Genomic DNA, 8,101 nt, shown 5'->3' with positions numbered 1-8,101 from the left:
CTTCGAGCTCCAGGCGCGCTCGGGCCCAGCCGGGCCGGGCGAAGCAGAGGCCCACGAACTGGAGGGTGGTGGTCTTGCCCGCCCCGGGCTCCCCGAGGAGCGTCAGGTGGTGGGCTTCCTTCAGGGCCTGGGCGAGGGGCACGGGGCGGGGCGGTTCGGGAGGGCGTTCCGGGCCTCCGGCGGGCCCTCCGATGTGCTCCCACCGCTCGGGCACGGGCGGGAGTTCGGGGCGACGCTCCAGAGGGTGGGGTTCGGGGCGGGCGATGGCCTCGAGCATAAGACATCGGTGAGGGGGATTTCAGCGTCGCCGGCGCGGAGGGTTCCCCACTGCTCCGCCACGCTCTCCAGGTAGCTGCGCTCGGCATCCGGATGCGCTGCCATCGGATGGCTCCGGGGCCGGGTTGCCTTCTCCCCTATCATTTTACAGGATCCAGGGGGGTTCCCCTGATCCTCCGAAGATGCAACCCCGTTAGACGAGCGCATGGCAGGCCGGTTCCTTCCTCGACTGGAAGACCGCCCGCCGGACCGTCCAGCCCCCGCATCGCCGCGCGCCATAACGCGCCGCCCCCTCGAGGAAGCGGGGGAACCGCTGGCGGCCATGCGCCGCCCCATTTTGATCAAAGCAGGTAAGGGAACATCGCTGTCCCTCCGCGATGCGTCCTATTGTTAAAAAAAGATGAGGCTGGACATCCCCGCGCCTTCATCTTACAATTTACAATCTGTCTGCATCGGATTTGAGGCTGGGGGGATGGGATGCGGAGATTCCTTCGTGAGGGGATCAGCACGCTGCTCCTGGCCGGCGCGGGGATTGCCTTAATCGTTCTTTTGCGCCCAGGTTTCCCGCTCCCAACCCGTTCTCCGCTTTCCACACTTCCAACGCCCCCTGGATCTCCCCCAACGCCCTCTCCAACTCTCCTTCCTCTGTGTGCTCCTCCTCCCTTTCCGACACCTCCTTATCAAACCTGTCCGGGGCTTCCCACTCCTACAGCCTATGCGACTGTCCGGCCGATTTATACGCCCTGGACGCCCCCTCCAGTTCCAGCACCCTCTCCTCACGCGGTCTTCCCGCGGCCAGGGCCGGCTGCAGATGCCCGGGGGTGGGTGCTCATCCCAAATCATCGGGAAGGGATTCTGGCCGTACCAATGAGCGCAGATGGCTATCCATCGGATGGGCTGTTCAACCTGCGCCTCCTTGAAGCCGGAACCGGAGGAGAGCGGCCGGCCATCTTCGATCGTCTGGCGCTTTCTCCAAACCATCGTTACCTCGTTGGGATCGTAGAGACGGAGGGAGGAGATGTGGTCCATGTGCTGGCAATGGGGCCTGCTCCTGGGTTGACTTCCCTCCGCCTGCTTTCCACTCTCTGGCCACAGGGAAATTCTTTGGCTGGCATCCGGATGGCCTTCATATCCTGTTTTATCAGGATCTGGGCTCCCAGCTCTGGCTTTTTGATGTGGAGAGAGGGACGCATCGTGTGCTGGCCAAGCCAGGGACCCGGGATGTGAGCGGGGCGGCTATCTCTCCGGATGGCCGGTGGCTGGTTTATGCCACGAACACCTGGGACGTGCATCAGATATGGGCGTCCCCGATGGACGGCGGAGAGCCACATCTGCTATGGCAATCCCCTTCCTTCACAGCCGTCTGGGGATGGTCTCCCGACGGCCGCTGGCTCCTTTACTCCGGGGACCCCGAGCCTGTTCCTTCTCCTTCCCAGGGCCGTCTTACGGCTTCCTCTCGATCCCTATGGGTGCTGGAATAGGCAACGGGACGCCGTCAACCCTTGCACGGCCCTTTCCTAACTGGATGGGGCTTCGAGCCGGTATGGTCGCCGGACAGCCAGCGGGTGGCCCATGTAGGCTGGACCCAGGGGCATGGATGCTGGAGCAAGCTGGATCTCTATCGAGCGGATCCAGTATGCCGATGGCGAGGGGTAGGAATCGCGGGAAGATATATCGGGTGGCTGACAACGCCATCGACCCCGCCTGGTCCCCGGATGGTCGATGGCTGGTGTATTCAGGCCTCGATGAACTCGATGAAAGGGAGCAGGTGGACCTGTGGCAGGTACGGGCGGATGGGACCAGCCGTCAACGGTTAACGAATACCTCCGATCGAGAACATGCTCCAATCTGGATCCCGGAGTCCTAAGGCTGGCGAAGGCCGCTTCGATGGGGGGCACTCGCCTTCGGCAGTGGGGGGGTTCTTCTGATTCTCCTGTCCACAGGCCAACCTCCATCGGCCCGTTTTGCACAAACCTTTCTCTCCCCGATCACGATATCCACAGCTCCCTTTCTTACCCCGCCCTATTTCGGAGCGCGAGGAATTAATAGCTACTTCGATTGAGTCCCCCGAATACACCATTAATCAGCGTATTGTTCTTTATGATGATCGGATAGCTATCCCAGATTATGGAATTTGTGGTCGGAACAGCAATGGGGTTGCAATCGCTTATTATGATCGCCCGTTGGATCAACCCGGACGCCTACGAAGGACACTCAGGTTATGATTTTGCTCTAACCTACGAGCCTGTCCTGGCTGCTGCGGATGGTGTTGTGATCCGAGCAGGATGGTGGGATTGGTATCATCGAAGCAGAGGTTACGGATTGTTCATCGAGATTGATTATCAGAATGGCTATTCAACTTTTTGGGATGAGCAGGGACGCTGGGTAGGGCCATCGGCACCAGTCTTTGAGGCTTCCCACATTGTGGACGATGTGCCACCCTCTCTTTCCGACCCTTTCTTCCGAAAAGGGCACACTCTCGACAATCGCTTGGTCGCTTGTCCTCCGGATCCCTGTCCTTACTGGTATTCTGTCACTGGGCAAGGATATGGTGGGGATATGTTATGGACGTATGGAAACGATGAAGTACGGGACTATTGGGCTTTGTGGATCCCGCCTCATCCCGGCATTTATGAAGTTCAGGTCTTCGTTCCTTCCGAACATCCGAACATGCGACAACCTGGTGGGCTCGCTACTGGCTGGTTTCCCCCTTGGACTACATGCCGGCTCTTCCCATGATTATCGATCAACAGGGTGTCTATAATCGCTGGATCAGCTTGGGCATCCATCCCTTCGGACGCTATCCGGCCTGGGTAGGGATCTGGCTTGACGATGCAACGACGGAGAATCCGGCTGATGAGTCCCATTGCTGGAATTCCCAGGGGCAATCCGTCTGGTGTCAGATTGGAGTGGATGCTGTGCGCTTCCTACCGGTCTCTCCCCTCTTTCTGCCTCTGATCCGCCGCAGCCCATAATTCGTCCCTCCCCTTCTTGCTCCGGATCGCCCGGGCTGGACTATACTGAAGAGCCGGGAGGTGCCCGGCGGGCTCCCAGCGGATCCGTCAGAGGGAGCCTGGGGGGTCGGCGGAAGCCATGACCCGGTAAGGAGCGCGCATGCGGATCATCACCCTGACGACGGACTTCGGCGATGAGGATGGCTACGTGGGGACGATGAAGGGGGTGATCCTCTCCATCGCCCCCGATGTGCGGCTGGTGGATCTGAGCCACCATATCCCGCCCCAGGATATCCGGCGGGCGGCCTTCGTGGTGGCGGAGGCGGCGCCCTATTTCCCGCCCGGGACCATCCACCTCGCGGTGGTGGATCCCGGGGTGGGCAGCGGGCGCCGCGCCCTGATCGTGGAGACCGAAGGGGCGCTCTTCGTGGGGCCGGATAACGGGCTCTTCAGCTTCATCCTGGACGCGCACCCGGAGGCCCGGTGTTATGCCCTCGAGGAGCCCTCCTATCGCCTGCCCCGGGTCAGCTACACCTTCCACGGTCGGGATGTCTTCGCCCCGGCGGCGGCCCACCTCGCCCGGGGGGTCCCCCCCGCCGCCTTCGGCCCGCCGGTGACCGATCCGGTCCGCCTGCCGCCGCCCCGCCTGGAGCTGGAGGAGGAGCGCATCGTCGGGGAGATCCTGCACGCCGATCGCTTCGGGAACCTGGTGACCAGCATCGGCCGGCTCCAGTGGCAGGGGGCCACGCTCGTTCTGCAGCCCGCTTTCGGTCCCCTCGCCCGGCGTTTCCCGGTGGTCTTCCGGGCCAGCGAGGCGCGGGTGGAGATCGGCGATCGAGTGCTTCCAGGCATCGTCCATACGTTCGCGGAGGGGGAACCGGGCGAGCTGATCGCCTACCCGGGCAGCTCCGGCTTCCTGGAGATCGGACTGGTCCATGGGTGCGCCGCGGCCGCCCTGGAGGCCCGGCGGGGGGATCCGGTGGTCGTGCGGGTGCGCCTTCTGTCGCTGGAGTGAAGGGAGGGGTGGAATCCCGGACGCGAGCGAGGGATGCCATGGCCCGCGAAGCCTGTTTTGTCATCGAGGGAGGGCGACGGCTCCGGGGGGAGGTGCGGCCGGGCGGCAATAAGAACGCCGCCCTCCCCCTCATCGCCGCCACCCTGCTCGCCGAGGAGCCGGTGGTGTTGCGCAACGTGCCCCGCATCCGCGATGTGCGCACGCTGCTGCGGCTCCTGAGCGATCTGGGAGCGGCCATCGAGGAGCTGGACCCCCATACGTTGCGGATTGACACCCGTGACGTGCGCCCACGCCCTCTGAACCCGGAGCTCTGTCGGGACATCCGGGCGAGCATCCTGCTGGCGGGCCCGCTGCTGGCCCGGTTCGGCGAGGTGGAGATGCCGCCGCCCGGCGGGGATGTCATCGGCCGCCGGCGGCTGGATACCCACTTCCTGGCCTTTGAGGCCCTGGGGGCGCGCTATGAGGTGAACCGGGTGTTCCGCATCCGCTCGAAGGGCCGGTTGACCGGCGCGGATATCCTGCTGGATGAGGCCAGCGTGACGGCGACGGAGAACGCCGTGATGGCCGCGGCCCTGGCCCGGGGCACCACGGTCCTGCGCAACGCGGCCTCGGAGCCGCACGTCCAGGCTCTCTGCCGCTTCCTCAACCGGATCGGCGCCTGCATCGAGGGCATCGGCTCCAACACCCTGATCATCCACGGGGTGGACCGCCTGGGGGGCGGGGAGTGGGAGATCGAATCCGATCATATCGAGGTGGGATCTTTCATCGGGTTGGCCGCCTTGGTCGGCGATGGCATCTGGATCCGCCGTGCCGTCCCCCATCACCTGCGCATGGTGCAGCTGGTCTACCGGCGCCTGGGGATCCATTTCGAAATCCACGGGGAAGATATCTTCGTGCCCCCCGAGCAATCCCTCCGGGTGGTGCCCGATATCGGCGGGCATATCCCGAAGATCGAGGACGCCCCGTGGCCGGGGTTCCCCGCCGATCTGATGAGCATCGCCATCGTGGCCGCCACCCAGGCGGCGGGCCCCGTCCTCTTCCACGAGAAGATGTTTGAGAGCCGCCTCTATTTCGTGGACAAACTGATCGCTATGGGCGCTCGCATTGTCCTCTGCGATCCCCATCGCTGTCTGGTCCATGGCCCCTCCCCGCTGCACGGGGAGCGCCTGGAGAGCCCGGACATCCGGGCGGGGATGGCGCTAGTGATCGCGGCCCTCTGCGCCGAGGGAACCAGCGTGATCCGCAACATCACCCAGATCGATCGGGGCTATGAGGATCTCGACGGGAAGCTGCGCGCCCTGGGCGCGGCCATCGAACGCGTGGAGCGATAGGCCATGAGCGATTCGTCCTCGGGTTTCGGGAACCGGACGTGGATGTGGATCGTGGCCCTGATCCTGGTCGGCCTGGCCTGCGGGTGCATCGGCCTGGCAGTGGGCGGGCTGGTCGGTTATCTGATCGGCAGGGGCCCGGGCACCCCAGCCCCTACCCGGCCCCCCTCCGGCGCTCCCTGGCTGGGGGTGCGGGTGATCCACGAGGCGGATGGCGCCCGGGTCCTCGAGGTGCTGCCCGGCAGCCCGGCGGAGGAGGCCGGCCTGCGCCCCAGCGACCGGATCACCGCGGTGAACGGGGAGCTCGTCAACGACCGCCATCCGCTCCCTGATCTCCTGCGGCGCTATCGCCCCGGGGACACCGTGCGCCTGACGGTGGTCCGGGACGGGGAGGAACGGACCGTCTCCGTCACGCTGGGCCGGGCTCCCTGAGCGGGGCCGCTGTCGTTTCCCCGCATGCCGGAAGCCCGGGTGGAACGGATGAGCCAGGGAACACGGTATCTTCGCCGCGCGGCCGTCCTGGCCCTGATCCTGATCGTGGGGATCCTCGCCGGGGTCCCGCTGCTGGGGCTGGCGATGCGCCCGCCTTCCCACCTCACCCTGCAAGGGCCGGAGGGGAGGATCCTCCTGCGCCCGGCCGGCCCGGCCCAGTGGCGTCTGGAGGCCGGTTCCGCGCGGGATGAGGCGTTCGCGGAAGGCGTCCTGGACGGGCTGGACGCCGCTCCGTTGCTGATCCTGCGGCGGGCGGCGGCGTATGGCCAGCTCCAGGCGCTGATCGGGCCGGAGGCCGCGGAGGCGGATGCATGGGCCCGGGAGCGGATCCCCCCGGCCGTCGCCCGGGCCTGGGAGGCCCTGGATGAGGAGGCCCGGGCCCGGCTCGAAGCGTATGCCGCCGGGGTCAACGCCGCCTGGCGGATGGGGATCCCGGGCGCCCGCCGCCTCCCGCGGCCGGACCCCATCGCCCGGCCCTGGGATCCCCGGGATAGCCTGATGGTGGCGGCGGGCCTGGCCCTGGCCCACCCCGGATGGATGGAGGCGGAGATCCATCGCCTGCTTCCGCGTCTTCCCCCTTTCCTTCGCTCCGCCCTGGAAGACCCTCGCTGGACCTCCGCCTCGCCGGTCCCGGATGCCGCGATGCGTGAGGCCGTGTGGCGGGCGTGGGCGGCCGCCGGCGTGGCCCCGGAGCTCGGGCTCTTCCGCGGCTGCCGGGAGGGCCTGGGGTTCCGCCTCCACGCCATGGCGGCCCCGGTGCTGCCGCTGCCCTGGCGCGCGGCGTGGGAGGGGGAAACGCTGCGCCTGCGCTGGCCGGGGATCCCCGGCGCCCTCGCGCGCATCTCCCCATCCGGCGGGCGGTGGTTGCAGCCGGAGCCCGGCTTCGGGGACCCCCTGGATCATCTGGAGGAGCTGGTCCGCGCGATCGCGATGGAGGGGACGTCGTCCCCGTTCTGGAGCTGGATGCCCCTCCCGGGGGAATGGCCTTTGTGCTCGGCAGCCCGGGCGGTCCATCGGGAGGCGCTGCGAGCGTTGCCGCCGCAGGACTGGCTGCAACGGCGGGTGCAGGGGATGCTCCAGCGCTGGGAAGGAGACCTGGACGCACGAAGCCCTTCCGCTCTCGTCTACGTCGTATGGCGGGAGGAGATCCTCCGGGCGACGCTGCAGGACGCGCTGGGAGAGGAGGGGCTGCGGCGTCTGCTCACCCGGCGGCCTGCGGAGGTGGTCCTGACGGCGCTGCTGGCGGATGAAACCCTGGGGAACCCTGGGAGCCCATCGGGAGATGAGGACCGGAGATCCATCCTGCGGGAAGCCTACCGGCGGGCGTTGATCTGGATCGGACGGCGCTATGGCGATCTGCACACCATCTGGGAATGGGGGAAAGCCCATGCGGCTGCCCTGTCGATCCCCGGCTGGCCGTTTCAGGTGGAGATCCCGGTGGGAGGGGACGAGCGGGCGCCCTGGCCCACGCCGATCGATCCGGCCCGGCCGTATCGGACGGCCTTCTGGCCGGCGCTCACGGTGAGAGGCGGTTCGGTCGTGGGGATCGAGACGGCGCCCGCCCCGTGGTGGTGGCCGTGGCCGTAGAGGGGATGCGGAAAACTCCCGGCGATCCTCCCTCACAGGAAGGAGATCTTTTTCAGGGTGGCGCCGGGCATGCCATTTGCGGAACAGCCGCTCGCGGTGATCCTACGATGATGGGGCGGGCGGAGTTCGACGGGTGAGCATCGCCAGCTCCCGTTCCAGCTCCGCCCGATGCTGGGCCGCCGCCTGGCGTCCTTCCTCCAGGATCTGCCGCCATCGGGCCTGAATCTTTTTGCGCAGGTCCTCGCCCGATTGAGGGGTGAACAGCAGGACCAGACCGGCCCCGATTAATCCACCCACCAGAAAGCCATAAATCCAGAAGATCGCGCGTCGCATGGGTTCCCTCGCATGCAGGCTTGGTTTGCCGGGATGAGAACCGATGGGGTTCGATTTAGCGGGAAGGCCCCACGATTGCCTCCCGACAAGCCTCTGGAAGCAGGGCGCATGATGTG

7 protein-coding genes and 1 pseudogene are annotated in these 8,101 nt (G+C 66.4%); 6 read left to right on the top strand and 2 right to left on the bottom strand.

Features of this window, described 5'->3' with window-relative positions; all coding sequences use genetic code 11:
* Window positions 1-277: pseudogene (locus tag VAE54_RS09390) on the bottom strand (hypothetical protein); the annotation flags it as partial.
* A gap of 1,195 nt (window positions 278-1,472) precedes the next feature.
* On the opposite strand from VAE54_RS09390, the gene VAE54_RS09385 reads away from it, so the two are divergent.
* The 6 genes from VAE54_RS09385 (at window position 1,473) to VAE54_RS09360 (ending at window position 7,652) form a co-directional block, all read left to right on the top strand.
* A complete protein-coding gene (locus tag VAE54_RS09385) occupies window positions 1,473-1,757 on the top strand; it encodes a hypothetical protein (RefSeq protein ID WP_322801698.1) in 285 nt (94 codons plus the stop codon).
* A 646-nt stretch (window positions 1,758-2,403) separates the two neighbouring features.
* A complete protein-coding gene (locus VAE54_RS09380; protein ID WP_322801697.1) occupies window positions 2,404-3,015 on the top strand; it encodes a M23 family metallopeptidase in 612 nt (203 codons plus the stop codon).
* A 375-nt stretch (window positions 3,016-3,390) separates the two neighbouring features.
* Window positions 3,391-4,245 carry an SAM-dependent chlorinase/fluorinase gene (locus VAE54_RS09375; protein WP_322801696.1) on the top strand — a complete coding sequence of 285 codons (855 nt, stop codon included), beginning with the start codon at window positions 3,391-3,393 and terminating at the stop codon, window positions 4,243-4,245.
* Between the two features lie 38 nt (window positions 4,246-4,283).
* Window positions 4,284-5,576 (top strand): UDP-N-acetylglucosamine 1-carboxyvinyltransferase, encoded by a 1,293-nt coding sequence (gene murA / locus VAE54_RS09370; protein ID WP_322801695.1) that lies wholly within the window; start codon window positions 4,284-4,286, stop codon window positions 5,574-5,576.
* Between the two features lie 3 nt (window positions 5,577-5,579).
* A complete protein-coding gene (locus tag VAE54_RS09365) occupies window positions 5,580-6,005 on the top strand; it encodes a S1C family serine protease (RefSeq protein WP_322801694.1) in 426 nt (141 codons plus the stop codon).
* A 48-nt stretch (window positions 6,006-6,053) separates the two neighbouring features.
* Window positions 6,054-7,652 carry a penicillin acylase family protein gene (locus VAE54_RS09360; RefSeq protein ID WP_322801693.1) on the top strand — a complete coding sequence of 533 codons (1,599 nt, stop codon included), beginning with the start codon at window positions 6,054-6,056 and terminating at the stop codon, window positions 7,650-7,652.
* A 102-nt stretch (window positions 7,653-7,754) separates the two neighbouring features.
* Here VAE54_RS09360 and VAE54_RS09355 read toward each other — a convergent pair whose 3' ends face one another.
* The gene (locus VAE54_RS09355; RefSeq protein WP_322801692.1) at window positions 7,755-7,985 is read right to left on the bottom strand and encodes a YtxH domain-containing protein; all 231 of its coding nucleotides are present in this window, start codon (window positions 7,983-7,985) and stop codon (window positions 7,755-7,757) included.
* Between the last annotated feature and the right edge of the window lie 116 nt (window positions 7,986-8,101).

This window comes from Thermoflexus sp., assembly GCF_034432235.1.
In the GTDB taxonomy this organism is placed as follows: Bacteria; Chloroflexota; Anaerolineae; order Thermoflexales; family Thermoflexaceae; genus Thermoflexus.
Note: the sequence above shows the minus strand (reverse complement) of the source record. Positions and strands in the feature narration are given on the sequence as shown.

Coding starts and splice junctions, on each gene's coding strand:
- VAE54_RS09355 (WP_322801692.1), bottom strand. CDS start 7,985: ATGCGACGCGCGATCTTCTGGATTTATGGCTTTCTGGTGGGTGGATTA.
- murA (WP_322801695.1), top strand. CDS start 4,284: ATGGCCCGCGAAGCCTGTTTTGTCATCGAGGGAGGGCGACGGCTCCGG.
- VAE54_RS09375 (WP_322801696.1), top strand. CDS start 3,391: ATGCGGATCATCACCCTGACGACGGACTTCGGCGATGAGGATGGCTAC.
- VAE54_RS09380 (WP_322801697.1), top strand. CDS start 2,404: ATGGAATTTGTGGTCGGAACAGCAATGGGGTTGCAATCGCTTATTATG.
- VAE54_RS09365 (WP_322801694.1), top strand. CDS start 5,580: ATGAGCGATTCGTCCTCGGGTTTCGGGAACCGGACGTGGATGTGGATC.
- VAE54_RS09360 (WP_322801693.1), top strand. CDS start 6,054: ATGAGCCAGGGAACACGGTATCTTCGCCGCGCGGCCGTCCTGGCCCTG.